The sequence below is a fragment of the Sphingopyxis sp. YR583 genome (assembly GCF_900108295.1).
Taxonomy (GTDB): domain Bacteria; phylum Pseudomonadota; class Alphaproteobacteria; order Sphingomonadales; family Sphingomonadaceae; genus Sphingopyxis.
Genome location: NZ_FNWK01000001.1, coordinates 295,383 through 319,823, shown reverse-complemented (window position 1 = coordinate 319,823; position 24,441 = coordinate 295,383). Strand labels below are relative to the sequence as shown.

The window sequence follows — 24,441 nt, the reverse complement described above, 5'->3', positions numbered from 1 at the left end:
CGATGCCGGATAAGGTCAACCTTATGGAGGCCTTCGCTAAAATTCCCGATGCGTGGAATCCGCGCGTCGCAGGCGACATCAATGATTTTCAGGTCAAGCTGGTCAAACTCGACGGCAAGTTCGACTGGCACCATCACACGCAAGAGGACGAACTTTTCCTCGTCGTCGCCGGCCGGATGAGGATGGCGTTTAGAGACCGCGACGTGATCGTCGAGCCCGGCGAGTTCATCATCGTCCCCCACGGCGTCGAACATTGCCCCGAGGCGCTGGACGGCGAATGCCATGTGCTGCTTCTCGAACCGAATTCGACGTTGAACACGGGCAATGTCGAAACAGAGAAAACCCGAAAGACGCTGGAAAGGCTCGACTGATGTTCACCGTCATCACCCCTTCGACCCACGATATCGGCGCGTTCGATGTGCGGCGCACGCTGCCGAACAAGGCGCGGACGATGGTCGGCCCCTTTATTTTCGTCGACCAGTTCGGGCCGGCGCATTTCGACATCGGACAGGGGATGGACGTGCGTCCACACCCGCATATCAACCTGTCGACCTTGACCTATTTGTTCGAGGGGGCGATCGACCACCGCGACAGCCTGAGCAATTATGCGACAATCCGTCCGGGCGCCTGCAACCTGATGACCGCGGGGCGCGGCATCGTCCATTCGGAGCGCACGCCGCAGGTCGAGCGCGCCACCGGATCGCCGATTTCGGGCATGCAGACCTGGCTCGCGCTGCCGGATGGCAAGGAAGAGATCGATCCGGCTTTCGAACATGTGCCCGCCGATAAATTGCCGCTCGTCGAGGATGGCAGCGTGTCGGCGCGCGTGATCATGGGCAGCCTGTGGGGCGTGACCGCGCCGACGACGCAGCACGCCGCGACCATCTATGCCGACATATTGATGAACGCGGGTGCGAGCCTGCCGATCGACGCCGAGGCCGACGAACGCGCGATCCTTGTGGCATTGGGCGATGCGAGCCTCGACGGCGAGCGGCTTGAGAGATCGAGCCTCTATATTCTCCAACCGGGGCAGGCGATGACCCTGCGCGCCGAGACCGACGCGCGCGTGATGTTGCTCGGCGGCGAGGCATTCAAAACGCCGCGCCATGTCTGGTGGAATTTCGTGAGTTCGTCGCGCGACCGGATCAACGAGGCGAAGCAGGAGTGGAAGGAACGCAGATTCCCGCTCGTCCCCGGCGACAGCGAAGAATTTATCCCGATCCCTGAAGTGCCTAAGACGGTGAGCTATCCGTGAGTCTTTTCTTCGCGCTGGCACTCGCTGCGAATCCCGAACCGATCTTCCACTGCAGTTTCGGCGCGAAGCAACTGACCATCACGCAACAAGGCGACGCGATCGTCTATCGCTATGGCACAAACGCCAAGACCGAACTGCGGATCGTCGCCGATGGGCCAAGCAACCGTGTCTTCTATCACCGCACGCTCTATGCCCGCGCCGAGGACCAGACGCTGCGCTTCGTCAGCGGCGAATATAATTATGTCGTCTACGCGCATTGGGCGGCGCCGAGCTTGGGAACGACAGAGGAAAGCAGTACGGGCGAGAGCTTCTATGGCGGGCTGACCGTTCTTCGCGGCGAGAGGGAGTTGTCGTCGCGACGCTGCCGCAGCGGCGGCGACATGCGCGAATGGCCGATCTTCAAGACATTGCCGCAGGACGAAACGAACATGACGCCGGCCGAATAGGACCTGCCATTTGTTGCCGCTTGCCAGCCGCAACGATCGCCGCCAGATTGGTTTTGAAAAGAAACCAAAGGAGCGGAATGGATGATCGGCGATTTCGAGCAGCAGCGAGTGAAACTTTCGACTGGCGTCGAACTCGATGTCGTCGACATGGGCCCGCGCGACGCCCCGGTGCTGATCTTTCTTCATGGCTTTCCCGAATCGCACCGCACCTGGCGCTATCAACTTCCGCATTTTTCCGAACACTTTCGCTGCATCGCGCCCGATCAGCGCGGCTATCGCGGGTCGTCGAAGCCGCAGGACGTCGAATCCTACACACCCGACAAGCTGATCGCGGACATCTTCGCGCTCGCCGATGCGCTAGGTGTCGGTGAATTTACGATCGTCGGCCATGATTGGGGCGGGGCGATCGCATGGGGCGTTGCGCTCGGCGGCCAGCCGGGCGGGCTGCATCCCGCGTGGGCGGGACGCGTGACGCGGGCGGTCATCGCCAATGCGCCGCATCCGGGCATCTTTCAGCGCCTGCTGCTGACGAATGCCGACCAACGCGCGGCAAGCCAATATATCCGGACATTCCGCGACCCGGCGAGCGACAAGATCATCGAAGAGCATGGCATTGCCGGCATTCTGGCCCATGCGTTCGAGGGGCGCGTGCCGAGCGGCGGGATTCAGCCGCCCGACGAGATCGCACGGCTGCTGAAAGATTGGGAGGATCGCGACACCTGCCGCGCGATGATCAACTGGTATCGCGGCTCCCCCGCCAATGTCCCCGCGATGGACGAACCCTATGCCGAGCCGCCGACGGTTCCCTTCCCGAAACTCACCATCCCGACGCTCGTGATATGGGCGCTCGACGATGTTGCGCTGCCGCCGTGCAATCTCGACGGCATGGAGGAGCTCGTCCCCGACGTGACCATCGTCCATGTGCCCGACTGCGGTCATTTCGTACCGTGGGACGCGCCCGATGCCGTCAATCGGGCGATGGACGAGTTCCTCGCCCAAAGATGAAGTAACAGCTTATATTGATCGAGAAAAAGTGGCGGGCGGCGATCGCGCCGCCCGCCGTCGGGGGGGTCTGGTCCTGCGTGTCTGGGGCACGCGTCTATAGTCTCGCCCGCACCGTTTTTGTCTCGGCTGCGACTAGGGCCGAGGACTTTGGGTAGGGCGATTTAACCATATTATTGCGCAATATAGCAGGCTTTCACATTTTCCCATTCTTGCCATACTCATGCAATGGAAGTGGGAGGACTCAGGGTCGCCTCGATCGTTGACCGGATCGATGGCCCGTCGAACTGGACGATCGAGCGCGACGTCCATGTGCTGATCCTGTATGAGGCGGGGAGCTATCACTGGCTCGAAACCTGGCTGGATGATCAGCGGACGTCGCTCGGCGATCCGCTCCCGGGCGAAATGTGGTTGATCCCTGCCGGCCAGACCTATCGCGCATCGGCAAAGGGCGGTGCGGTTCGTATGATCGAGGTCGAAATTCCGGTTTCGCGGTTGGCTATCGCGCCTGAAACACGCCCGCTGGCCGCGCACCATGACCTTGCGCAAGCAGCGCTCGTCCGCGCGCTGCTTGCGGGCGATGCCTCGGCGGCCGACGCTTTGACCGCGATCCTGGCCAAGACCCTGGAAGATATGGTCGGCCGCGCCGAAACGCCTGCGATCGCACAGCGCATCAACGATCTGATGGCCTTCATTCAGACCCAACTTGAGGTGCCGCTGACCGTCGAAGATATGGCGGCCCAAGCCGGTATGTCGGTGAACAGCCTGATCGTACATTTTGCGCGGGCGACGGGACGGACCCCCGCGCAATATGTGCTGCGCCAGCGGTTGCGCCACGCCTGCTGGTTTTTGATGAACCGCCCGCTTTCGATTGCCGAGATCGCCTTTGCGACGGGCTTTTCAAGCCATGCGCACCTCTGCGCTATTTTCCGCCGCAAGGTTGGAATGTCGCCGGGCGAATGGCGACGCCGGCATCGGTCGAACATCTTTGTGGCCGAAGAGGCCGGGTGAAATGTCGCGGCCTGCCGTGATCCGCGCAATGCCGCTACGGCTAGTTCTCGGGCCGTAGCAAGCAGCCGCTGGCGCCCGCGTAACTTGCGCTGCGCGAGGCGAGGAGCGGCACGCTGCCGGTCACCGTCCGCGTCGCGGGATCCTCGCTCAAGGATATCATTTCCATGCCGGGCTCGAAGTCGCTTTGGCAGCTTTCGAGGCTGCGGCCCTGCACATAGCGGCACGAGCAGCCCACCCGCGCGGCATAGGCCGAGCCGAGTTCGGCCTGTGCCTTGAACGATGGGAATTTCCAGATCGCGAAAATCGCGAACAGCACCGCCAGCACGATCGCCCATGGCAGACAGCCGCCCCAGCGGCTCTGTTTTTTCGGCGGCGGGTCGGATGGCGCGGGCGGCGGCGCGGCGGCTGGCGTCTCGCCCGTTGTCGGTCCGGTCGGATTGATGTTATTCACTTGATCCATGATCACGAAAAAACGGCTGCTGGCAAGTGCCGCCCTCGCAATGCTCGGCGCATGGTCGCTGAGTCAGGCAGTGGGGCAGGGCAATATGGCACCGGCTTCGCCTGCACCGAAATTCGGCGCGTCGCTTGACGGCGTTGCGGCGGTCGAGACACCGCGACCGCTGCCGGCGCTACCTGCCGCGATCCGTGGGCGCGCCGATGCGTTGTTCACCGACGGTGAGGATGTCGGCCAGACGCGCGCGCTGCTCATATTGCGCGATGGCGAGCCGATCTATGAACGTTATGCAGCGGGCTTTGGCCCCGAATCGAAGCTGATCAGCTGGTCGATGGCGAAAAGCATCACCGCAGTGCTCGCCGGTTTCCTCGTTGCGGACGGGCAATTGTCGCTCGATGGACCGGCGCCGGTCGCGGCTTGGCAGCGCAGCGGCGATCCGCGCGGCGCCATCACGCTGCGCAACCTTCTCCACATGTCCTCGGGGCTCGAGCATGTCGAAAATGGCGACCCGGTGTGGCAGGGCGACACCGTCGCGATGCTGTTCGGCGAGGGTGCGGGGGACATGGCGGGCTTTGCCGAAGCAAAACCCGCTGCAGCGCAGCCCGACGAGGTCTTCAACTATAGTTCGGCGACCAGCGTCATCCTGTCCGATATCATCGCCGATACGCTCACCCCATCGCGCAACCCCGGTGCACGACGCGATGCGATGCGCGATTTCATCGGCGGCCGGCTGGTCGAACCGCTGGGGATGACCAGCCTGACGCCTGAATATGACGCAAAGGGCACGATGATCGGCGGGTCGATCATGCATGCGACCGCGCGCGACTATGCAAGGTTCGGCGAATTCCTGCGCAATCGCGGTGTCGTGAATGGGCAGCGGCTGCTGCCTGAAACCTGGATAAAATTCATGCTGACTCCGTCGGCGAACGACGCGGGCTATGGCGGGCATATCTGGCTGAACCGCAAACGCCCCGCGGGCGTCACGCCGGCGCTTTGGCCCGACCTTGGGCCCAACGACCTGTTCGCGTGCATCGGGCATCAGGGTCAGTATATCATCGTCTCACCGTCACAGCGGCTGACGATCGTGCGACTGGGCGTCACGACCGACGACCAGTTCCCGGCGCTGCGCCGTCACCTCGCCGATCTGACCGAAAGCCTATAGCAAAAAGTCGCCCACCACGGTCGTGACACAGGTGCCCGTCAGCTCGACCATATCGCCGTCTAGACGGCATCCGACATGGCCCCCGCGCGCACTTGCCTGATACGCTGCGAAATGGTCGCGGCCGAGGCGTGTCGTCCAATAGGGGGTCAGGACGCTGTGCGCCGACCCCGTTACGGGGTCTTCCGGAATGCCAGCGCCCGGGGCGAAGGCGCGGCTGACGACGTCGGCGTCCGACACGTCGCCGCCGCCCGGCGCGGTCGCGATATAGAGGATGTCTCCCTTGCTCAGCGCCGCAAGATCGGGGGCCAGCGCGCGAACCTCCTCGGCGCTATGATAGACGATCAGCGCATAGCCGCCCTCATGCCATAGCGTCTCGACCACATCGCCGCCCATCGCGCGCACGATATCGGGCATCGGCTTTGCCTCCGGCCGATAGGCGGGCAGCTTCATCCGATAACCGCCGTCATCGCCGTCGCGCGCGACGGTCAGGCGCCCCGCCTTGCGGGTGCGGAAGTGCATGTCGTTGCGCCATTGCGCCGCCGACAGCAGGACATGCCCGCTCGCCAGCGTTGCGTGTCCGCACAGCGCCACCTCGACCGTCGGGGTGAACCAGCGCAGTTCGTAATCGGCTTCGTTGCTCTCGTCGGGGACAAGGAAAGCGGTTTCGGCGAGATTATTCTCGGCGGCTATGGCCTGCAGCGTCGCGTCGTCGAGCCATTCCTCAAGCGGCATTACGGCTGCGGGGTTGCCGGTGAACGGCCGGTCGGCAAAGGCATCGACCTGCGTGATCGGAAGGCGGCGTGCAGCGCTCATGGATATAGCAATCCTTTCGTCCAGCCACCGCCTGCGCGTTCGAACAAAGTGCGTTCGTGCAGGCGGTGGGCGCGATCCTGCCAGAATTCGATTCGCGAAGGATTAACGCGCCAGCCCGACCAGCGCGGCGGGCGTGGTACGTCCTGCCCGTCGAACCGCGCTTCCATTTCGGCAAAACGCGCTTCGAAGGTGGCGCGTTCGTCGAGCGGTCGCGACTGGTTGCTCGCCCATGCGCCAAGTTGGCTGTCGCGGCTGCGCGTCGCGAAATAGGCATCGGCGGTCGCATCGTCGACGGGCGCCACCGCGCCTTCGATACGGATCTGGCGACGGAGCGACTTCCAGTGAAAGAGGAGCGCGACGTTCGGGTTGACTGCCAGTTCGCCGCCCTTGCGGCTGTCGAGATTGGTATAGAAGACGAAGCCGTCGGGCCCATGCCCCTTCAGCAGCACCATGCGAAGCGACGGGCGACCATCCGGCGTCGTCGTTGCAAGCGCCATCGCGTTGGAGTCGTTGGGCTCGCTGGCGCGCGCTTCGGCAAACCAGCTATCGAACAGGGCAAAGGGATCGGTTGTCATGCGCGCGGTCATAATGCGTCGAGGATTGAGGGTCGAGCGCGATATCGCGGGAACTTGACCTTCGCCGGGACATTACCACATCGACGCGCAATCGGGCTTCACGCCCAGTCACTTATCGGGCTACAGGAGCAAAATGGCCGATCCCTATTCCACCCTGGGCGTTGCGAAGACCGCAAGCGAAGCGGAAATCAAGTCTGCGTACCGCAAGCTCGCCAAGGAGCTGCACCCCGACAAGAACAAGGACAATCCGAAGGCGTCGGAGAAATTCTCCGACGTGACCAAGGCCTATGACCTTCTGTCGGACAAGACGAAGCGCGCGCAATATGACCGCGGCGAAATCGATGGCGAGGGCAATCCCGCCATGCCGTTCGGCTATGGCGGTGGCGGCGGTTTCCGCGGCGATCAGCGCACGGGGCCCGGCGGATTCAGCGGGTTTGGAAACGAGAGTTCCGATTTCGGCGATATTTTCGAAGGTTTGTTCGGCGGCCGCGGCGGTGGCGGGCCCTTCGGCGGCTTCGGTGGACGCAGCGCGCCGCCGCAAAAGGGGGCCAATGTCGCCTATCGCCTATCGGTCAGCTTCGTCGACGCAGCGACACAGGCGCCGCAGCGCATCGCGCTGTCCGACGGTGCGACGATCGACCTGAAACTGCCCGCCGGAGTCGAAACCGGCACCCAGATGCGCCTCGCCGGCAAGGGGCAGGCGGGGCCAGGCGGCACCGGCGACGGAATCGTCACCATCACGGTCAAGGACCATTCCTTCTATGTGCGTGAGGGCGCGAACATCCGGCTCGACCTGCCCGTTACGCTGAACGAGGCGGTCAAGGGCGCGAAGATCAAGGTGCCGACCGTCGACGGCCCCGTCATGCTGTCGATTCCCGCGGGCTCCTCGTCGGGCAAGGTGATGCGGCTCAAGGGCAAGGGCTTTAGCCAAAAGAGCGGAGGCCGCGGCGATCAGCTCGTCCGCCTGATGGTCGACCTGCCCGCCGACGACGAGGCGCTGGTCAAGCTGCTCAGCGAATGGAATGATCCGCGCGACGTCCGAGCGGAACTGGGCGTATGAAGCGTGGCTGACGCCGACGAAAAAAAGATCGTAGCCGCGCTCGAGCGCGAAGTCGCCGACGAGGTCGGCAAGGAATTTCTTGCCGAGGGCCATTCGCCGCATTCACCCGAAGCGCGCGCCGAACGTGCCAAGCGCGTCAAGCTGCGCGCACGCGCCGAAGGCGTCATCGCCCGTGGACGCGACCAATTGGGGCCGGGTACACGGGCCTGGCGCATCGCGCGGCGCGTGGTCGTCGGCACTTATACCGATGGCTTCATCCACGCTGGCAATCTCGCCTATCTGGCGCTGATCGCGCTCTTTCCCTTCTTCATCCTGCTCGCCGCCGCGTTGTCGATCTTCGGCGGCAGCGTCGGAGGTGAAGCCGCGATCGAGGCGGTGTTCTCGACGATGCCACCGACCGTTGCCAAGGCGCTGTCGGGCCCGATCCGCGAAGTGATGACCGCGCGCACGGGTATCTTCCTCTGGCTCGGCGCGCTCGTCGCCCTGTGGACCGTCGGCAGCCTGATCGAAACCGTGCGCGACATTCTCCGCCGTGCCTATGGTACGCATTTTTCGAAGGGCTTTTTCCACTATCGCCTGCTGTCGATCGGGATCATCACCGGCGCGGTCGTGCTGATGCTGCTGTCGTTCAGCATGCAGGTGCTGATCGTCGGCGTCGAACAGTTCGTCACACGCGTGCTGCCCGAGCGATATCAATCTTTCGGCATCGTCCTGATCTCGCGCGGCGTATCGGGCTTTGGCTTGTTCCTTGCGATTTACATGCTCTTTTACAGCCTGACGCCGTCGAAATACCGGCGCAAGCAATTCCCCAAATGGCCCGGCGCACTGTTCACGACGCTCTGGTGGATCGGGGTCACGCTGGCGCTCCCGCCGTTGCTCGCCAGCCTGCTCAGCTATGACGCAACTTACGGCAGTCTTGCGGGTGTCATGGTCGCGCTCTTCTTTTTCTACCTCGTCGGATTGGGTATGGTGATGGGCGCTGAGCTCAATGCTGCTTTGGTAGAGGTTGAGGATTTGGGCCACGACGCTATTGGGCGCGTCGATGATGTAAAGTTTGAAGCCAAAAGGGCTGGAGAAGAAAAATGACGGGTCTGATGACTGGCAAGCGCGGGCTGATTATGGGCCTCGCGAACGACAAGTCGCTTGCGTGGGGTATTGCCAAGGCGCTGCACGCGCACGGCGCCGAGCTGGCGATTTCCTATCAGGGCGACGTAATGCTGAAGCGCGTCAAGCCGCTCGCCGACGAACTTGGCTGCGATTTCCTGATCGATTGCGACGTGTCGGACATGGATAATCTGGATGCTGCGTTTGCCACGCTTTCGTCGCGCTGGCCGACCATCGACTTCGTTGTTCATGCGATCGGCTACACCAATAAGGAAGCGCTGCGAGGGGCTTATGCCGACGTGACCCTCGACGACTTCCTGATGACGATGAACATCAGCGTGTACAGCTTTACAGCGGTCGCCAAGCGCGCCGCGGCGATGATGACGCCGTTCGACCCCGAAACGGGCAAAGGTGGCGGCTCGATGCTGACCCTCAGCTATTATGGCGCCGAAAAGGTCATCCCACATTATAACGTCATGGGCGTGGCGAAGTCTGCCCTCGAAACCAGCGTCAAATATCTCGCGAACGATTATGGCCCGCAGGGCGTTCGCGTGAATGCGATCTCTGCCGGCCCGATCAAGACACTCGCGGCATCGGGCATCGGCGACTTCCGCCTGATCCTGAAATGGAACGAGCATAATGCCCCGCTGCGCCGCAACGTCACGATCGACGATGTCGGCGGTTCGGCGCTCTATCTGCTCAGCGACCTGTCGAGCGGAGTGACGGGCGAAACGCACCATGTCGATGCGGGCTACCACACCGTAGGTATGAAGCAGGAAGACGCGCCGGACATCTCGCTTGTCTGACTCAATCGGCATCCGCGCCGCAACGGCGGCGGATGCCGAGGCTATCGACAGCGTCATTCGCGCCGCTTTCGCCGGAACCGATTTCGGTCATCAGGGCGAAGCCGAACTCGTGCGCATGATCGACACGGACGGCGACACGCTGGTGTCGCTCGTCGCCGAACGGGGCGGCGCGATCATCGGGCATGTGCTGTTCAGCCGCATGGATTTTGAAGCCGACGGCGCGGCGCTTTCGGGTTCCGGCCTCGCTCCGGTATCGGTCGCACCCGAATGGCAGGGGCAGGGCGTCGGCGACGCGCTGATACGTGCGGGGCTCGCCGCGCTGCGCAAACAAGGTGTCGCGATCAGCTTCGTGCTCGGCCACGAAGGCTATTACCCGCGTTTCGGCTATTCGCCCGATCTTGCGGCGCGCTTCGTATCGCCCTTCGCGGGGCCGCATTTCATGGCGATGATGCTGGACTCGGACGCGGCTTGGCCGCTAGGCGGGCGGGCGGATTACGCACCCGCATTCGGCCGGATGGGATAGGGCAATGAGTTTCAACAGCTTCGGACGCGTTCTTCGCTTCACCACCTGGGGCGAAAGCCATGGCCCCGCGCTCGGTGCCGTCGTCGACGGCTGTCCGCCGCGGCTGTCGCTGTCCGAAGGCGATATCCAGCCTTTTCTCGACAAGCGTCGCCCCGGCCAGTCGCGCCACACGACGCAGCGGCAGGAACCCGACCAGGTCCGCATCCTGTCGGGAACCTTCGAGGGCAAGACGACGGGCACGCCGATCAGCCTGATGATCGAGAATGTCGATCAGCGTTCGAAGGATTATGGCGAGATCGCGCAGGCCTATCGTCCGGGTCATGCCGATTATGCCTATGACGCCAAATATGGCATTCGCGATTATCGCGGCGGAGGCCGGTCGAGCGCGCGCGAAACCGCAGCGCGCGTCGCTGCGGGCGGCGTTGCACGGCTTGTGATTCCCGAGGTGCAGATCCACGCTTGGGTCGCTGAAATCGGCGGCGATGCGATCGATCCCGCGAACTTCGACCTTGAGGAAATCGACCGCAATCCGTTTTTCTGCCCTGATCCCGCCGCGGCGCAGCGCTGGGAAGGGCTGATGGACGCCGCACGCAAGTCGGGAAGTTCGCTCGGCGCGGTCATTGAATGCGCGGCGAGCGGCGTCCCCGCCGGCTGGGGTGCGCCGATCTATGCCAAGCTCGACAGCGATCTTGCCGCCGCAATGATGGGCATCAACGCGGTGAAGGGCGTCGAGATCGGCGCGGGCTTTCAGGCAGCGCGTCTGCGCGGTGAGGAAAATGCCGATCCGATGCGTCCCGCCACCGACGGCAGCAACCGCCCCGATTTCCTGTCGAACAACGCCGGCGGCATTGCTGGCGGCATTTCGACCGGCCAGCCCGTCGTCGTGCGCGTCGCGTTCAAGCCGACCAGCTCGATCCTGACCCCCGTGCCCACCGTGAACAAGGCGGGCGAGGCGACCGACATCGTGACCAAGGGCCGCCACGATCCGTGCGTCGGCATTCGCGGCGCGCCGGTGGTCGAGGCAATGATAGCACTGGTTCTCGCTGACCATAAATTGCTGCACCGGGCACAAAACGGCTGATGCCCTAGTGGAGTTCGTCGCCGCATTCATCGCGGAGCAAAAGGCGGTTATCGGCCTGTTCGTGCTTGCAGGCATGTTCGCGGCTTTCGTCTGGGAACGCTTTTCACCGTCGGTCGTCGCGGTCGCGGGGGCAGGAACGATGCTCGCGCTTGGCCTACTCGACGAGAAGGGCGCCTATGGTGTCTTTTCGAACAGTGCTCCGCTCACCGTCGGGGCCATGTTCATCCTTTCGGGCGCACTGATCCGCACCGGGGTGATCGACAAGGTCGGCAATTATGTCGTCGACCGCGCCAAACGGAATCCACGCCTGGCGGTAATCGAGGTGTTCGGCGGCGGCCTGCTGGTGTCGGGCTTCATCAACAGCACGCCCTTCGTCGTCGTGATGATGCCGGTGTGCTTCCGGCTGGCCGAGGCGCTTGGCGTATCGCCCAAGAAATTGCTGATGCCGCTGTCGGTCATTGCGGTGCTCGGCGGCTGCCTGACGCTGATCGGCACCTCGACCAACCTCGTCGTCTCGGGCATCGCCGAACAGGCGGGACTTGAACCCTTCGGGCTGTTCAGCATCACGCCCTATGGCCTTGCGGTCGCGGCGGCCGGTGTCGTCGGGCTGCTCATCATGGCGCGTTTCCTGCCGTCGGACTATCCGCGCATCGCCGAAAAAAGCGATGGGGCGGAACAGCTTTATCTCACCGAACTTGGACTGCGCGAGGATGATCCCGCGGTCGATATGGCGCTCGAAGCCGCGAGCCTTGGCATTTCGCCGGGACAGATCGTCGGCGTGCTCGCCGGCGGGCGGCTGATCACCGGCGGTGACGCCCAAAATCATCGGCTCGCGGCTGGCAACCGGATTGTCGCCCGGCTCGATGGCGCTGCGCTGATGACGATCCGCAGCGAGGGACGTTTCGCGATCGGCATCGGTGAAAGCCCCGATGCCGATTCGACCGTGGTCGAGGTCACGGTGTCGCCCAGCCATCGATCGATCGATCGGCCGCTTGCCGAGATTCCTTTCCTCCAGCGCCAGCGTGTCCGTATCCTTGGCGTCACGCGCTTTCGTCACCTTCCGGGGCCAACGCTGTCGGAAAACCGCATCCGCGCCGCCGACCGCCTGCTGATCGATGCCGACGAGGCGAATATCGCACAGCTCCGCGACAACCCCAATCTGATCGGGCTCGCCATGGCGTCGGTCACCGCCTTTCGCCGCCGCCGCGCATGGATCGCGATCCTCGTAATGGCGAGCGCGGTGCTGCTGTCGGCGACGGGGGTGATGTCGATCGGTATTGCCGCATTCATCGGGGTCGGCATCGTGCTGCTGACCCGCTGCATCGACGCTTCGGAAGCGTGGGGGAGCATCGACGGCGATGTGCTGATCCTGATCTTCGCGATGCTCGCGGTCGGCGCGGCGCTCGAACAGGCGGGGTCGGTCGCGCTGATGGTCGGTGCGCTCGAACCCGTACTGACCGGAGCGCCGCCATGGGCGGTGATCGCGATTGTCTATTTCTCGGCATTGCTGCTTTCCGAACTGCTCAGCAACAATGCCGTCGCCGCGCTGATGGGGCCCTTGGTCATCGGTATCGCCGAAGCGACCGGCGTCGCTCCGCAGCCGTTGCTGATCGCGCTGATGCTCGGAGCGTCGGCCTGTTTCGCCACGCCGGTCGGTTATCAGACGAACACGCTTGTCTATGCCGCAGGCGACTATCGTTTCATGGATTTCGTGCGCATCGGTGTCCCGCTCAATATCCTGACCGGTGTTGCGGGCTGCGCAGCGCTCGCTTTTTGGTCGCCTTGACCGGCTGATCGGCCCGCCAGCGATTGCGGGGTGGCGATCACCCTGTTACCCCCGCGCCATACATGCCCGCCACAGCGGGACAGGGGAGTGATTTATGGGCCATCGCCTGACTTTATATATTCTGATTGGGATGATCCTCGGCGTCATCACCGGCTATCTGGTGCGGGTCTATGTCCCCGCCGACAGCGAAGCCTTTACCTATTGGCTGCGCAGCTTCAGCACGCTCTCGACGATCTTCCTCAACTTGATCAAGCTGATCGTCGCACCGCTGATTCTCGCGACGCTTGTCGCGGGCATCGGGCATATGGGCGACAGCGCGGCGCTCGGCCGCATCGGGACCCGCGCGATTGCCTGGTTCATTCTCGCCAGCCTGATTTCGATCAGCCTCGGCCTGATTATGGTCAATTTTTTCCAGCCCGGCGCCGGTCTCAACCTTACCGTCGGTGCGCACTCGATCGCCGAGGTGGGCGAGGTCAAGAAGCTCGACCTGTTCGAATTCGTCGAGCATGTTTTTCCGAAGAATATCTTTCAGGCGATGGCGGACAACAATGTCCTTCAAATTCTCGTCTTCGCTCTGTTCGCGGGTGTCGGCCTGACGGCGATCGGCGAAAAGGGCAAGCCACTGCTCCGCGGTGCCGAGGCACTTGCCGAACTGATGCTCCAGGTCACCGGCTATGTCATGCGCCTCGCCCCCATTGCGGTGTTCGGTGCGCTCGCGGGCGTCGTGGCGAAATATGGTCTCGGGATCCTTGGCACCTATGCCGAGCTCGTCACCGAATTCTACCTGTCGCTTGTTGTGCTCTGGGTGCTTCTGCTCGGCGCGGGCGCCATTTTCCTGCGCCGCCGTATCTTCTCGTTGATCCGCTATATCCGCCAACCGCTGCTAATCGCTTTCTCGACGGCTTCGTCCGAAGCGGCGATGCCCAAGCTGTTCGAACAGCTCGACCGCTTCGGCGTGCCGCGCCGCATCTCGGGCTTCGTGCTCCCGCTGGGCTACAGCTTCAACCTGGACGGTTCGATGATGTACGCCAGCTTCGCGACGATCTTCATCGCGCAAGCTTATGGTATCGAGCTGTCGATCACGCAGCAGATCCTGATCCTGCTCACCCTGATGGTGTCGTCGAAGGGCATCGCCGCGGTGCCGCGCGCCAGCCTGGTCGTGATCACCGCGACGCTCGCGATGTTCGACCTGCCGGTCGAAGGCGTCGCGCTGATCTTCGCGATCGACCAGTTCCTCGACATGGGCCGCACCGCGACCAATGTCGTCGGCAATGCCGTGGCAACCAGCGTCATCACCAAATGGGAAGGCATGCTGGAAGAACCCGAGCCGGCCGACCTTGAGCGGCCGCATGCGCCATCCAATACGCCGCACCATGGAACTCGCGGGCTCGATATTCGTGATGATGGTGATGCAGGGGAGAATAAGCCAGCGGCCGACAACGCGTAACGCGCGAGCTTCGGGCCGCCCACACAGGGGCGAGCAAGGAGCGGTACATGGCCGAAGCAGCGGCGATCGACAGGGCTCAGCGTGATGAAGTGCGTGCGCGGCGGCTGCGCTGGCGGATGCTTGTCGGCTTTCTTGCGGGCCTCATCATCGGGCTTGGCGTCCATTATGGCGCGCCGGACGCGGCGTGGGTCGAGACGACCACGACCTATGTGACGGGGCCGCTGGGGCAGATATTCCTGCGTCTGCTCTTCATGCTCGTGATCCCGCTTCTCGTCTCGGCGCTGATCGTGGGCGTCGCCGAAATGGGCGAGATGCGGGCGCTGAAGTCGGTCGGCGTGCGAACGCTCGTCTATACGGTTGTCGTCTCGGCAATCTCGGTGATCGTCAGTCTTGCCGTCGTCAATCTGCTCCAGCCCGGGGCCGGGGTCGATCCCGCGCTCGCGCGCTCGCTGATGGCCGAGGGGGCAGCCGGCGCGCAAGCGATCGCAGACCGCGCGGGCGAGGCGAAGACCGGGATGGACGCGGTCGTCGCGATCGTCCCCGACAATCTTTTCGCAGCGATGGGCGAGAATGACGTGCTTGCGGTCATGTTCTTCGCGCTCTTCTTCGGCATCGGGCTGATGCTCGTGCGCACTCCGCGAACCGAAACGCTCAAGACCACTATCGAGGGTGTTTTCGAGGTGGTGATGAAACTGATCGGCCTCGTGATCCAGCTCGCGCCGATCGCGGTATTCTGTTTCATGTTCAACCTCGCGGCGCAGTTCGGCTGGGACTTGATAATCCGCCTGTCGGCCTTTGTCGGGGTCGTGCTGCTTGCGCTCGCCCTCCAGATGTTTGTCGTCTTTCCGGTCTTGCTGAAGACGCTTGCCGGCAAATCGCCCGTCGCCTTTTTTCGCGAGACGCAGGAGGCGTCCGTCATGGCCTTCGCGACGGCCTCGTCAAATGCCACCTTGCCGACGGCGCTCCGCGTTGCGCATGATCGGTTGCGCCTGCCCGACAAAGTCGCGCGCTTCGTGCTCACCATCGGTGCGACCGCGAACCAGAACGGCACCGCGATGTTCGAGGGCGTGACGGTGATCTTTCTCGCGCAATTTTTCGGCATCGCGCTCACGCTCGATCAGCAGGTCGTCGTGATGCTCGTGTGCATCCTCGGGGGGATCGGGACGGCCGGGGTGCCAGCAGGATCCTTGCCGGTCATCGCGCTGATCCTCGCGTCGGTCGGTGTCCCGCCCGAGGGCGTCGGGTTGATCCTGGGTGTCGACCGTTTCCTCGACATGTGTCGCACGACGCTGAATGTCATCGGCGACCTCGTCGCCGCGACCGTGGTGTCGGCTGGCGTCGAAAAGGGAGGCGAGGCCGCCTCGCCCCTCGATCGGTCGACGTCCGGTTAGTCCTTCGAACGATTCTGCGGGCGTTCGCCACGGCCCGCGGAGCTGGTCAGCGGCGGACGCTGGACTGGCGCGGGGCGTTCGATCCGCGGGCGATCGGGCCGAGCAGCAGGCGCGGGACGCGGCGCGGGTGTCGAGACTCCGCCGCTCTGTGGAGCGGGGCGCGGACGGCCTGCACCGCCGTTCCCGTCGGGCCGACGCGGATAGCCTGTCGGCGCCGACGCGTTCGGATCGCGCGGGGGACGGCCGGGCCGGACGCCTTGCGATCCATCGCCATCGCCGCGGCCCCATCCGCCGGGACGGCCCGGGCGACCGTCAGCGCGGTCGGGGCGACCGGGATTTCCGGCAACGGGCGGCGGCGTTCCCGGATTGCCGGGACCGCGGCCGGGCCGCGTGCCGCGCGGGCCGTCGCCATCGCGATCGCCGCGATTCCAGCCGCCCGGGCGTCCGGGACGTCCATCGCCGGGGCGATCCGGGCGCCCCGGGTTGCCCGTCGTCGGCGGCGTGGCGGGATTGCCATCGCCGCGGCCCGGGCGCGTGCCGCGCGGGCCGTCATGATCCCGGTCGCCGCGGCCCCAGCCGCCGGGACGGCCCGCCTTCCAGTCGCCGCGACCGCCATGATGTTTCCACCAGGCACGGCGCCCGCCCCAATAATTGAGATATTGCCCGCGCAGCGGGTAGCGGTTGCGGTAGTTGTCGAACATCCACATACCATAGCCGGGGTAATAATAGCTGTCGTACCAGCCGCCGCCGAAACCGATGTTGACGAACCCGCCGCCATAATCCGACGCGTCGTAACAATCATAGCCATAACCATCGTCATAGGCATAGCCGTCGCTGTCATAATAGGCGTCGCCATAGCGCGCCGCGCAATCGCCGCCCGAAGCATAGCTCGTGCCATAGACGTCGCCATAATAGCAGCCGCCGAGTGTCGTCGTCGCAAGCGCGCCGAGCGCGATGGAGAGGGGGCGCTTCAAACTCTTCGCCATGGGCTTTGTCCTTTTGGGTCCAACGGTTGCGACCCGTCACCTTGTCCGTCGAATTGCACGAGTCGAGTTGAATTTGCGGTGAATGCCGTCCCATTCGCGGAAAGCCGTTACTTGCATCAATGTCAGTAGTTGGTTACGTCTGGTGTCAGAACATGATGGACGAGGATCGACCGATGAACGCGCCGACGAATATCCAGCCGATGGACAGCCAGTGGTCCGAGAAACGTTTCGGTCCCGACACGCGGCACTGGCTGCCGCGGAACTCGGGCTCGACGCTCGATCATATCCCCGGCGAAGACGGTCTGCCCGTGCTCGGCACCACGCTCGACCAGCTGAGTGACTATCCCGGCTTCGCGAACCGGATGGTCGCGAAATATGGCCGCGTCTATCGGAGCAACAGCTTCGGCGGGCGCAGCGTCGCGCTTCACGGGCCCGAGGCGAACGAACTCGTCATGTTCGACCGCGAAAAAATCTTCTCGTCCGAACAGGGCTGGGGTCCGGTGCTCAACCTGCTCTTCCCGCGCGGGCTGATGCTGATGGATTTCGAAAAGCACCGGGCCGACCGCAAGATATTGTCGGTCGCGTTCAAACCCGAACCGATGCGGCACTATGCCGATTCGCTGAACGAAGGCATCCGCGACCGCATCAATGAATGGAGCGGAACGACCTTCAAATTCTATCCAGCGATCAAGGAGCTGACGCTTGATCTTGCCGCGACCAGCTTTCTCGGCATCCCCTGGGGGCCAGAGGCGGACAAGGTCAACAAGGCCTTTGTGGACATGGTGCAGGCCTCGATCGGCATCGTCCGCGTGCCCTTGCCGTTCACCGCAATGGGTCGGGGGGCGAAGGGGCGTGCATTTCTCGTCGATTATTTCGGCAAGATGGTCCCCGAACGGCGCGAAGGCACGGGCGAGGACATGTTCAGCCAGATTTGCCGCACGCGCGACGACAACGGCGAATATATGCCGGTCGAGGCGATCGTCGACCATATGAATTTCCTGATGATGGCGGCGCACGACACGATCACCAGCTCGATCACGACGCTGGTCTGGGAGCTCGCGCGGAACCCCGAATGGCAGGACAAATTGCGCGAGGAAATGCTGAGCGTCGCGCCGGCGGGCGAGGGGGTCGGGCACAACAGCCTCGGCCAGCTTGAAATGACCGAATGGGCATTCAAGGAAGCACTTCGCCTCGTGCCCCCGGTACCAAGCTTCCCGCGCCGCGCACTCAGGGATTTCGAATATGGCGGCTACCGCATCCCCGCGGGCACCTCGGTCGGGGTCAGCCCTGCCTATACGCATATGATGGAGGAGCATTGGCCCGAGCCGCAAAAGTTCGACCCAATGCGCTTCTCGCCCGAGGTCGCGCGCGAGCGACATAAATATGCTTGGGTGCCCTTCGGCGGCGGCGCGCACATGTGCCTCGGACTGCACTTCGCTTATATGCAGGCGAAAATCTTCTTCCATCACGTCATCACCACGCACCGCATCGTCGTCGCCGACGGCTATGCGCCCGAATGGCAGGTGCTTCCGATCCCGCGGCCCAAGGACGGGCTGACGGTAAGCTTCGTTCCGCTGTAAGGTGGCGCGAATATCGGTTTAGGGATGGGAGGTCGCCGCTTGCTTTAGGAGAGGTGCGGCAGCTTCCGACCGTTATCCCGCTGGAGTTAATGTGCGTCCTTGGGTGCCGGGCCGCCGATCGGCGGCGGCTTGCAAAACGGCACCATGACGAGAGCGGCGAGGAACAGATAAGCCATCAGCCGGAAGACGTCGTCGAAGGCGAGCGTCAGCGCCTCGCGCCCGACGATGCGGCCGAGCGTGCCTTCGGCCATCTGCTGCGCGAGCGTGGGGTCGGATACATAGCGCCCGATATGCTGTGCCAGCCCTGCCGCCGCTTCGTTCGCCGCGTCGGCCGAGCGACCGAGCGCTTCTGAGAGGCGGAGCATGTGGATGCGGAGGTTGTCGCCGAGCCAGGTGTTGACGAGCGCAATCCCGATCGCGCCGCCGAGGTTGCGCATCAGGTTGAACAGCCCCGATGCGTAGCGCAGCTCGGGCCCTTCGAAATTGCCGAGCGCGAGCCCGACCGATGGCACGATGCACAGCATGATCGCGAAGCTGCGTACCACCTGCGGCCAGAAAAGCGCGGCGAAGCCCCATTCGGGAGTCATGAAGCTGAACATCCAGAGGCCGATCGCGAACAAGGTCAGGCCAAAGGTGATGACGATGCGCTGGTCGACTTTCTGCGACAGCGCGGCGGCAATGGGCACGCCCATGAGCTGCGCTAGTCCCGAGACGAAGACCGTCGTGCCGATTTCCGCGGCGCTGTAACCTTGCACCCGACCGAGGAAGATCGGGACCAGATAGGTGCTGGCATAAAGGCCGAAACCGATCACGAGATTGAAAACGCAGGCGAAGACGAAGGTCGGCTTGCGGAAGGGTGTCAGCTTCACGATCGGCCCGTCCGAGCGGAACGAGCGTTCGAGGAAGAGGCCGAATGCCACGAACGAAACCCAGGCGCCGATCGCGATCTCGGGCTCGCTGAACCAGTCGTGCTTGGGGCCTTCCTCGAGCACGAACTCCAGTCCGGCGAGAAAGACCGCCATCGAGGCGAGATGCACCCAGTCGATGCGGCGCAGCATCGGCAGGTTCGGCTTGTCGATGCGGACGAGCGCAAGGATCGCGAGCGTCACCATCGCGCCGGGAAGGACGTTGATAAAAAAGACCCAGCGCCATCCCATCGCGTCGGTGATCCAGCCGCCGACCGTCGGCCCGAGCGTCGGCGCGAGCACCGACACCATGCCGAGGATCGCGGGGATCATCGCGCGCTGCTTGCCCTCGAACAGCATATAGCCGGTCGCGAAGACCGTCGGGATCATCGCGCCGCCGACGAAACCCTGCACCGCGCGGAAAAGGATCATCGATTCGATGCTCCACGCGAGCCCGCACAGCACGCTCGCGATCGTGAAGAGACCCGCCGACGCCGCGAACAGCCAGCGCGTCGAGAGCGCCTGCGCGAGAAACGCAGAGAAGGGGATCATCACCAGCTCGGCCATCAGATAGGCGGTCTGCACCCAGCTGATCTCGTCGGGTCCGGCGCTGAGCCCCGCCTGCACCTCGTTGAGCGACGCGGCGACGATCTGGATGTCGATCAGCGCCATGAACTGGCCGAACGCCATCACCGCAAAGATCAGATATTTCCGCGCGTCGGGCATCGCCGCCGGGTTGAACGGTGGGTCGGCCGAAGCGGCGTTCGCGTCGGGGGAAAGCGGGATGGAGGCCATGGGTCTTGTGTCCTGTCGTCTTTATATTATATGCGTCATATAAAAGGAGACGCAAGTGCGCTATTCATCCGATCACAAGGCCGAGACACGGCAGCGCGTGCTGAAGGAAGCGGCGAAGGAAATTCGCGCGAAGGGCCCTGACAATGTCGCGGTTGCGGGCATCATGGCGCGCGCCGGGCTGACACACGGCGGTTTCTATGCCCACTTTCCGTCGAAGGACGCGCTGGTGAAGGAAGCGATCGGGACGATGTTCGCCGACGCGCGGGCGCGGACCGAAAAGATCGATGCGAAGGGCGATCCGCGTGCTGTGCTGCGTGCCTATGTCGATTTCTATCTGTCGCCCGCCCACCGTGACAGCCGTGACCGCGGATGCCCGCTGCCGACGCTGTCGGGCGATTTTGCGCGGTCGCAGCCGGCGACGCGCGACCGCTTCGGCGCGGGGGTCGAAGGAATTGCGGCGCGGCTCGCGGCGCCGCTGGCGGCGCTGGGTCATCCCGACCCGCAGGCGGAATCGCATGCGCTGCTCGCGCAGCTTGTCGGCGGGGTCGCTCTGGCGCGCGCCGTCGGCGATTCGGTGCTGTCCGACGCGCTGCTCGCCGATACGCACGCCAGCATCGTGTCACGTTATGGACTGGAGATCGCATAATGACGCTTGCGAAAGTGAAGGGGCTGATCGCGTCGGGCGGGCGCCCGCCGATCGGGCATACGCTGGGGTTCCAACTCGTCGACGCCGGCGATGGCTGGGCGGCGTTCGAAGGCGTGCCGGGCCCCGAACATTATAATCCGCAGGGGACCGTGCATGGCGGTTATGCCGCGACCCTGCTCGATTCCGCATGCGGGATATCGGTCGTCACCAAGCTGGAGGACGGGCAATCGATGACGACGCTCGAGCTCAAGACGTCTTACCTCAAAGCGATGACCGAAAAGACAGGAAAGGTCCGCGCTGAGGGGCGGGTGATCTCGATCGGTCGCCGCGTCGCCTATACCGAAGCGAAGATCACCGACGAGGCGGGGCGCATCCTTGCGACCGCAACGTCCACCTTGCTGGTACTCAACCCGTGAACGTGCAGGCCGCGATCGAGGCCGATGCGCCGGTCGGAGCAGTCCGGGGCCGAGGGGTCGCGCTGCCGAAAAAAGCCTGGAAGATCGGTTTGATTGCGGCCGCTGCCGCCTCGCTTGGCACATGGTGGATATTGTCGCCGCGCACGGCGGAATCGACCGATAACGCCTATTTGCAGGCCGATGCGAGCGAGGTCGCGCCGCGCGTCGGTGGACTCGTCACGGCGGTGCTGGTCAAGGACAATCAGGCGGTGAGAACCGGCGACCCGCTCGTTCGCATCGATGTGCGCGACTATGACTCGCGGCTGATGGCGGCGGAAGCCGCGGTCGCCGATGCCGACGCGAAAGTGGCGACGGCGCGCGCGACGCTGGCCTCGCTTGGCGCCGAGCAGCAGCTTGCGGCCGCGCAGATCCGGTCGGTACGGACGCAGATCGCTGCCGCAGATGCCGAATATGCGCGCGCGAGCGAGGACCGGCGGCGCTACAACGCACTGCTCATCGACGGGTTCGTGACAAAGCGCGATGCCGAACAAGTGTCGGCGACTGCAGTGGGCGCGTCGTCGGCAGCGGAGCGCTCGCGCGCCGATCTCGGCGCGAGTGTAGAGGCCGCGGCGGTGACGCGCGCCAAGGGCCCGATCCTGTCGGCACAGATCAAGGCGGCAGAAGCCGAGGCGGCGAAAGCGCGCGCTGCGCTCGCCTTGGCGAAGCTCGATCGCGGGCATACACTCGTCACCGCGCCGATCGACGGCGTCGTTGGCAACCGGCGTATTCAGGTCGGTGATTATGTCCAGCCGGGGTCGCGGCTGCTTTCGGTCGTGCCGGTAAAGTCGATCTATGTCGTCGCCAATTTCAAGGAAACGCAGACGCGCGGGATGCGGCCGGGCCAGAAGGCTGACGTCTATGTCGATGCGCTCGGAGAGACGTTGCATGGCACAGTCGAGAGCCTGGCGCCGGGGTCGGCGAGCGAGTTCACCTTGCTGCCCTTTGAACCCGGGTCGGGCAATTTCACCAAGATCGTCCAGCGCGTCGGTGTGAGGATCCGGCTCGATCCTGGGCAGAAGGCACTCCCCGAACTGCGCCCCGGCCTGTCGGTCACAGCCAAGGTGCGGCTCCGCAGTTGAGCCCCTTTGCAGCCGCATTTCACCGCATGCCATGTTAACAGCGTAAATTTACCCTTGACCGCAAGTCCGTTTGCAATCAATGTTTACGTCGATAACATTGAGTCGGGAAGGACAGGCGGATGAAAACCTTGCTCTACGCGCTCGGACCGATGCTGTTCGACTCGCTCGGCGTGCTTGTTTTTGCGGTGCTGTTGGTTGCCGGCGCGGGGATTGTTCCGGCAACGATTGCGGGCACGGTCGTGGCGCTCGGCGTCGTCGGTTACGAACTGGCGCGCGGCAAGAAGGTCGCGGCGCTGCAATGGATCAGTCTGGCGTCGGTGCTGCTGACGGCCGCAGCGACGCTCTTTACCGGCGACCCGCGTTTCGTGATGGCGAAACCCACCATCGTCTATCTGATCGTCGCGTCGGTGATGCTCCGCCGCGGCTGGCTCAATCGCTATATCCTGCCCGAACAGCTTGCGCTTGTCGGCGACGTCATGGACCGGTTCGGCATGATCTGGGCTGGGCTGATGTTCGCGAGCGCGGCGCTGAACCTCGTCGTCGCGCTTTTCTTCACCGCCTGGTGGCCGCTGTTTATCGGGATATTCCCGCTCGCATCGAAATTCGGCCTGTTCGCGGTCCACGTCGCGGTGGTGCATTTCGTCGGACAGGCGCGGCTGCGCCGCCGCGCGGGTGGCGAGCTGCAACCGTTGGTCGCCGAATAGCTTAGTCGGCGTCGAGTCCGTAGGCGGTGTGCAGCACACGCACCGCGAGTTCGGTCTCGTCCTCGTCGATCAGCACGCTGACCTTGATCTCGCTGGTCGAGATCGCCTGAATGTTGATGGCGCGATCGGCCAGCGCGCGGAACATCGTGCTCGCGACGCCGGCGTGGCTCTTCATCCCGACACCGACGACGCTGATCTTGGCGACCTTGTCGTCGCTGATGATACGGTTGAAACCGATCTTGTCCTTCGCGCCTTCGAGCAGGTCGATCGAACGCAGCAGGTCGGTGGCGGGAACGGTGAAGGTCACGTCGGTCTCGCCCTTTTCGCGGCCGACATTCTGGATGATCATGTCGACGTTGATGCCCGCAGCGGCGAGCGGGCCGAAGATATTGGCGACCGCGCCCGGCTTGTCGGGAACGCGCGTCACGATGATCTTCGCTTCATTCTTGTCGTGGGCGATGCCGGTGATCAGCTGCCGTTCCATCTGATGTTCCTCTATTTCCTCGTCGCTGACGATCATCGTGCCTTTTTTGGGTGCCTCGTCGCCTTCGACAAAGCTCGAAAGGACTTGCACGCGCACGCCCTCTTTCATCGCGAGCCCGACCGAGCGGGTCTGGAGCACTTTCGCGCCGACGCTCGCGAGTTCGAGCATTTCTTCATAGGTGACATAGTCGAGCTTGCGCGCCCGCGCGACGATGCGCGGGTCGGTCGTGTAGACGCCGTCGACGTCGGTGTAGATGTCGCAGCGATCGGCCTTGAGCGCCGCGGCGACGGCGACGGCACTCGTATCCGACCCGCCGCGGCCGAGCGTCGAAACGCGGCCGTCTTCCATCAGACCCTGAAAGCCCGGGATAACCGCAACCTCGCCCTTCGCCATTGCGGCGGCGAGCGCGCCGGTGTCGATGTCGGTGATGCGCGCGCGGGCGTGCGCTTCCTCGGTGCGGATCGGGAGCTGCCAGCCGAGCCAACTGCGCGCAGGCGTACCCATCGCCTGCAGGGTCAGCGCTAGCAGGCCCGAAGTGATCTGTTCGCCCGCCGCCACGACGACGTCATATTCGGCGGGGTCGTAGCGCGGGTTCGCCTCGCGGCAGAAGTTGACGAGCCGGTCGGTTTCGCCCGCCATCGCCGAGACGACGACGGCGACCTCGTTGCCTTGTCCGACTTCGCGCGCGACGAGTTTCGCCACGGTGCGAATCCGCTCGGTGCCCGCCATAGACGTGCCCCCGAATTTCATCACGATCCGCGCCATCTCGCCCCGCTTTCCTGAATCTGGTTTCTACCGCAACTTTTCCAAGCATTTCTGCGGCGCTCGCGTCGTTACGGAAGGGGGAGGGCGATGGCAAGCATGAGAACCTATGCGCAGGATAGAATTTCT

Annotated in this window: 25 protein-coding genes; 19 read left to right on the top strand and 6 right to left on the bottom strand. The window is 64.0% G+C overall.

What is annotated here, in order from left to right:
- The first annotated feature begins 2 nt into the window (after positions 1-2).
- The 5 genes from BLW56_RS01445 to BLW56_RS01425 all read left to right on the top strand — a co-directional run bounded on the left by BLW56_RS01445 (position 3) and on the right by BLW56_RS01425 (position 3,714).
- Positions 3-371 carry a cupin domain-containing protein gene (locus BLW56_RS01445; RefSeq protein ID WP_256203251.1) on the top strand — a complete coding sequence of 123 codons (369 nt, stop codon included), beginning with the start codon at positions 3-5 and terminating at the stop codon, positions 369-371.
- Positions 371-1,255: a pirin family protein gene (locus BLW56_RS01440; protein ID WP_093508897.1), complete on the top strand. Its 885-nt coding sequence runs from the start codon at positions 371-373 to the stop codon at positions 1,253-1,255. The genes BLW56_RS01445 and BLW56_RS01440 overlap by 1 nt, the downstream gene beginning before the upstream one ends.
- Positions 1,252-1,701: a hypothetical protein gene (locus tag BLW56_RS01435; protein ID WP_093508896.1), complete on the top strand. Its 450-nt coding sequence runs from the start codon at positions 1,252-1,254 to the stop codon at positions 1,699-1,701. The genes BLW56_RS01440 and BLW56_RS01435 overlap by 4 nt, the downstream gene beginning before the upstream one ends.
- Before the next feature lie 81 nt (positions 1,702-1,782).
- On the top strand, positions 1,783-2,706 hold the full coding sequence (locus BLW56_RS01430) for an alpha/beta fold hydrolase (RefSeq protein WP_093508895.1): 924 nt from the start codon (positions 1,783-1,785) through the stop codon (positions 2,704-2,706).
- 231 nt (positions 2,707-2,937) lie between these two features.
- On the top strand, positions 2,938-3,714 hold the full coding sequence (locus BLW56_RS01425; RefSeq protein ID WP_218140473.1) for an AraC family transcriptional regulator: 777 nt from the start codon (positions 2,938-2,940) through the stop codon (positions 3,712-3,714).
- 40 nt (positions 3,715-3,754) lie between these two features.
- Here the strand turns inward: BLW56_RS01425 and BLW56_RS01420 are convergent, their stop codons facing one another.
- A complete protein-coding gene (locus tag BLW56_RS01420; protein ID WP_177175929.1) occupies positions 3,755-4,174 on the bottom strand; it encodes a hypothetical protein in 420 nt (139 codons plus the stop codon).
- Between BLW56_RS01420 and BLW56_RS01415 the strand changes: the two genes are divergently transcribed.
- Entirely contained in the window at positions 4,173-5,330 is a 1,158-nt protein-coding gene (locus BLW56_RS01415; RefSeq protein ID WP_093508893.1) for a serine hydrolase domain-containing protein, read from the top strand. The genes BLW56_RS01420 and BLW56_RS01415 overlap by 2 nt on opposite strands.
- On the opposite strand, the gene BLW56_RS01410 is transcribed toward BLW56_RS01415, so the two are convergent.
- Both BLW56_RS01410 and pdxH read right to left on the bottom strand, forming a co-directional pair.
- Positions 5,325-6,143, bottom strand: a complete 819-nt coding sequence (locus BLW56_RS01410; RefSeq protein WP_093508892.1) for a PhzF family phenazine biosynthesis protein — start codon at positions 6,141-6,143, stop codon at positions 5,325-5,327. The genes BLW56_RS01415 and BLW56_RS01410 overlap by 6 nt on opposite strands.
- Positions 6,140-6,718: a pyridoxamine 5'-phosphate oxidase gene (gene pdxH, locus BLW56_RS01405; RefSeq protein WP_256203250.1), complete on the bottom strand. Its 579-nt coding sequence runs from the start codon at positions 6,716-6,718 to the stop codon at positions 6,140-6,142. Before pdxH ends, BLW56_RS01410 begins: the two co-directional genes overlap by 4 nt.
- Positions 6,719-6,851: 133 nt before the next feature.
- Here pdxH and BLW56_RS01400 point away from each other — a divergent pair, with 133 nt between their 5' ends.
- The 8 genes from BLW56_RS01400 (at position 6,852) to BLW56_RS01365 (ending at position 15,916) form a co-directional block, all read left to right on the top strand.
- Positions 6,852-7,778, top strand: coding sequence for a DnaJ C-terminal domain-containing protein (locus BLW56_RS01400; protein ID WP_093508890.1), 927 nt, complete (start codon positions 6,852-6,854; stop codon positions 7,776-7,778).
- Between the two features lie 3 nt (positions 7,779-7,781).
- Positions 7,782-8,864: a YihY/virulence factor BrkB family protein gene (locus tag BLW56_RS01395; RefSeq protein ID WP_093508889.1), complete on the top strand. Its 1,083-nt coding sequence runs from the start codon at positions 7,782-7,784 to the stop codon at positions 8,862-8,864.
- Positions 8,861-9,688, top strand: a complete 828-nt coding sequence (gene fabI, locus BLW56_RS01390) for an enoyl-ACP reductase FabI (RefSeq protein ID WP_093508888.1) — start codon at positions 8,861-8,863, stop codon at positions 9,686-9,688. Before BLW56_RS01395 ends, fabI begins: the two co-directional genes overlap by 4 nt.
- On the top strand, positions 9,681-10,211 hold the full coding sequence (locus BLW56_RS01385; RefSeq protein WP_093508887.1) for a GNAT family N-acetyltransferase: 531 nt from the start codon (positions 9,681-9,683) through the stop codon (positions 10,209-10,211). The genes fabI and BLW56_RS01385 overlap by 8 nt, the downstream gene beginning before the upstream one ends.
- 4 nt (positions 10,212-10,215) lie before the next feature.
- Complete coding sequence (gene aroC, locus BLW56_RS01380) at positions 10,216-11,292, top strand: chorismate synthase (RefSeq protein WP_093508886.1); 1,077 nt, start codon at positions 10,216-10,218, stop codon at positions 11,290-11,292.
- Positions 11,293-11,299: 7 nt separating this feature from the next.
- Positions 11,300-13,078: an SLC13 family permease gene (locus BLW56_RS01375; protein WP_256203249.1), complete on the top strand. Its 1,779-nt coding sequence runs from the start codon at positions 11,300-11,302 to the stop codon at positions 13,076-13,078.
- A gap of 94 nt (positions 13,079-13,172) precedes the next feature.
- Entirely contained in the window at positions 13,173-14,525 is a 1,353-nt protein-coding gene (locus tag BLW56_RS01370; protein ID WP_093508885.1) for a dicarboxylate/amino acid:cation symporter, read from the top strand.
- Positions 14,526-14,572: 47 nt separating this feature from the next.
- Positions 14,573-15,916, top strand: a complete 1,344-nt coding sequence (locus BLW56_RS01365) for a dicarboxylate/amino acid:cation symporter (protein ID WP_093508884.1) — start codon at positions 14,573-14,575, stop codon at positions 15,914-15,916.
- On the opposite strand, the gene BLW56_RS01360 is transcribed toward BLW56_RS01365, so the two are convergent.
- Positions 15,913-16,902 (bottom strand): hypothetical protein, encoded by a 990-nt coding sequence (locus BLW56_RS01360; protein ID WP_093508883.1) that lies wholly within the window; start codon positions 16,900-16,902, stop codon positions 15,913-15,915. The genes BLW56_RS01365 and BLW56_RS01360 overlap by 4 nt on opposite strands.
- A 173-nt stretch (positions 16,903-17,075) precedes the next feature.
- Between BLW56_RS01360 and BLW56_RS01355 the strand changes: the two genes are divergently transcribed.
- Positions 17,076-18,482 (top strand): cytochrome P450, encoded by a 1,407-nt coding sequence (locus BLW56_RS01355; RefSeq protein WP_093510722.1) that lies wholly within the window; start codon positions 17,076-17,078, stop codon positions 18,480-18,482.
- Positions 18,483-18,568: 86 nt separating this feature from the next.
- Here BLW56_RS01355 and BLW56_RS01350 read toward each other — a convergent pair whose 3' ends face one another.
- Positions 18,569-20,182 (bottom strand): DHA2 family efflux MFS transporter permease subunit, encoded by a 1,614-nt coding sequence (locus tag BLW56_RS01350; RefSeq protein ID WP_218140472.1) that lies wholly within the window; start codon positions 20,180-20,182, stop codon positions 18,569-18,571.
- A 55-nt stretch (positions 20,183-20,237) separates the two neighbouring features.
- Here BLW56_RS01350 and BLW56_RS01345 point away from each other — a divergent pair, with 55 nt between their 5' ends.
- From BLW56_RS01345 to BLW56_RS01330, 4 genes are all read left to right on the top strand, one after another.
- Positions 20,238-20,828, top strand: a complete 591-nt coding sequence (locus BLW56_RS01345) for a TetR/AcrR family transcriptional regulator (protein ID WP_093508882.1) — start codon at positions 20,238-20,240, stop codon at positions 20,826-20,828.
- Complete coding sequence (locus tag BLW56_RS01340; protein WP_093508881.1) at positions 20,828-21,244, top strand: PaaI family thioesterase; 417 nt, start codon at positions 20,828-20,830, stop codon at positions 21,242-21,244. The genes BLW56_RS01345 and BLW56_RS01340 overlap by 1 nt, the downstream gene beginning before the upstream one ends.
- Positions 21,241-22,362 (top strand): HlyD family secretion protein, encoded by a 1,122-nt coding sequence (locus BLW56_RS01335; RefSeq protein ID WP_093508880.1) that lies wholly within the window; start codon positions 21,241-21,243, stop codon positions 22,360-22,362. Before BLW56_RS01340 ends, BLW56_RS01335 begins: the two co-directional genes overlap by 4 nt.
- 119 nt (positions 22,363-22,481) lie before the next feature.
- A complete protein-coding gene (locus tag BLW56_RS01330) occupies positions 22,482-23,066 on the top strand; it encodes an inner membrane-spanning protein YciB (RefSeq protein ID WP_093508879.1) in 585 nt (194 codons plus the stop codon).
- 1 nt (position 23,067) lies between these two features.
- Here the strand turns inward: BLW56_RS01330 and BLW56_RS01325 are convergent, their stop codons facing one another.
- Positions 23,068-24,315: an aspartate kinase gene (locus tag BLW56_RS01325; RefSeq protein WP_093508878.1), complete on the bottom strand. Its 1,248-nt coding sequence runs from the start codon at positions 24,313-24,315 to the stop codon at positions 23,068-23,070.
- Positions 24,316-24,441 lie beyond the last annotated feature (126 nt).

Excerpts from the sequence above, each read along its gene's own strand:
- BLW56_RS01445 (WP_256203251.1), top strand. The coding sequence starts at position 3 with ATGCCGGATAAGGTCAACCTTATGGAGGCCTTCGCTAAAATTCCCGAT.
- BLW56_RS01440 (WP_093508897.1), top strand. The coding sequence starts at position 371 with ATGTTCACCGTCATCACCCCTTCGACCCACGATATCGGCGCGTTCGAT.
- BLW56_RS01430 (WP_093508895.1), top strand. The coding sequence starts at position 1,783 with ATGATCGGCGATTTCGAGCAGCAGCGAGTGAAACTTTCGACTGGCGTC.
- BLW56_RS01415 (WP_093508893.1), top strand. The coding sequence starts at position 4,173 with ATGATCACGAAAAAACGGCTGCTGGCAAGTGCCGCCCTCGCAATGCTC.
- BLW56_RS01420 (WP_177175929.1), bottom strand. The coding sequence starts at position 4,174 with ATGGATCAAGTGAATAACATCAATCCGACCGGACCGACAACGGGCGAG.
- BLW56_RS01410 (WP_093508892.1), bottom strand. The coding sequence starts at position 6,143 with ATGAGCGCTGCACGCCGCCTTCCGATCACGCAGGTCGATGCCTTTGCC.
- pdxH (WP_256203250.1), bottom strand. The coding sequence starts at position 6,718 with ATGACAACCGATCCCTTTGCCCTGTTCGATAGCTGGTTTGCCGAAGCG.
- BLW56_RS01400 (WP_093508890.1), top strand. The coding sequence starts at position 6,852 with ATGGCCGATCCCTATTCCACCCTGGGCGTTGCGAAGACCGCAAGCGAA.
- fabI (WP_093508888.1), top strand. The coding sequence starts at position 8,861 with ATGACGGGTCTGATGACTGGCAAGCGCGGGCTGATTATGGGCCTCGCG.
- aroC (WP_093508886.1), top strand. The coding sequence starts at position 10,216 with ATGAGTTTCAACAGCTTCGGACGCGTTCTTCGCTTCACCACCTGGGGC.
- BLW56_RS01370 (WP_093508885.1), top strand. The coding sequence starts at position 13,173 with ATGGGCCATCGCCTGACTTTATATATTCTGATTGGGATGATCCTCGGC.
- BLW56_RS01365 (WP_093508884.1), top strand. The coding sequence starts at position 14,573 with ATGGCCGAAGCAGCGGCGATCGACAGGGCTCAGCGTGATGAAGTGCGT.
- BLW56_RS01360 (WP_093508883.1), bottom strand. The coding sequence starts at position 16,902 with ATGGCGAAGAGTTTGAAGCGCCCCCTCTCCATCGCGCTCGGCGCGCTT.
- BLW56_RS01355 (WP_093510722.1), top strand. The coding sequence starts at position 17,076 with ATGAACGCGCCGACGAATATCCAGCCGATGGACAGCCAGTGGTCCGAG.
- BLW56_RS01350 (WP_218140472.1), bottom strand. The coding sequence starts at position 20,182 with ATGGCCTCCATCCCGCTTTCCCCCGACGCGAACGCCGCTTCGGCCGAC.
- BLW56_RS01340 (WP_093508881.1), top strand. The coding sequence starts at position 20,828 with ATGACGCTTGCGAAAGTGAAGGGGCTGATCGCGTCGGGCGGGCGCCCG.
- BLW56_RS01330 (WP_093508879.1), top strand. The coding sequence starts at position 22,482 with ATGAAAACCTTGCTCTACGCGCTCGGACCGATGCTGTTCGACTCGCTC.
- BLW56_RS01325 (WP_093508878.1), bottom strand. The coding sequence starts at position 24,315 with ATGGCGCGGATCGTGATGAAATTCGGGGGCACGTCTATGGCGGGCACC.